Source organism: Streptomyces griseoruber (assembly GCF_001514205.1).
Classification (GTDB): Bacteria; Actinomycetota; Actinomycetes; order Streptomycetales; family Streptomycetaceae; genus Streptomyces; species Streptomyces griseoruber.
This window is the reverse complement of sequence record NZ_KQ948791.1, coordinates 67433-68041: the sequence shown is the minus strand read 5'-3', so window position 1 is coordinate 68041 and position 609 is coordinate 67433. Positions and strand designations below refer to the sequence as shown.

At 71.3% G+C, this 609-nt stretch carries 1 pseudogene; it reads right to left on the bottom strand.

The window, feature by feature from the left end:
• Nucleotides 1-609, bottom strand: a pseudogene (locus tag AQJ64_RS42885) (chromosome segregation protein ParM); the annotation flags it as partial.

Below are 609 nucleotides of genomic sequence, written 5' to 3'. Positions count from 1 at the left end.
CACCGGCTGGCCGGTGATGGTGTACCCGCACACGTACATGCCCTTGGCGTCCGGGGTGAGCAGCTCGCGGGTCGCCCGGAAAATCTGCGACAGCGGCGGGGAGTCGAACACGCTGATCAGGAACTCGCTGCCGTCAACGAGGACGAACACGCAGGAGTCGTCCTCGGGCAGCTTCAGTCCGCGGCAGACCTTGGCGAGGTCAATGCGCGGGGTCTCGGTGGAGTCAGCCATCTTGGCCCGGTAGAACGTGACCCCGCGTTCGTCGTCGCGGGTCTTGTGGACCAGCTCGGAGCCGGGTGCGCCGCCCTTGGGCGAGCCGACCTTGTCCGCCCAGCGCTCCTGGTCGGTGGGGGCCTTGCGGCGGCGCTGGTTGGCGTCGGGGGTGATGTGGGCCTCCATCCAGCCGGGGCCGCCCTGGCGGCCGGGCTGGATGGCGACCTCCGCCAGGACGACGTCGCTGGAAGGCACAGCGAACGGGGCGGCGACGGCGGCCTCCGTGAGGCCGGTGATCGGCCGTCCGATCTCCGAGGCGCGCAGCAGGATCGTCATGTCGTGCCGCATCCCGGGGTGCCGGGTGGCCTTGACGACGTGGGTCCGGGCGGGCATCCC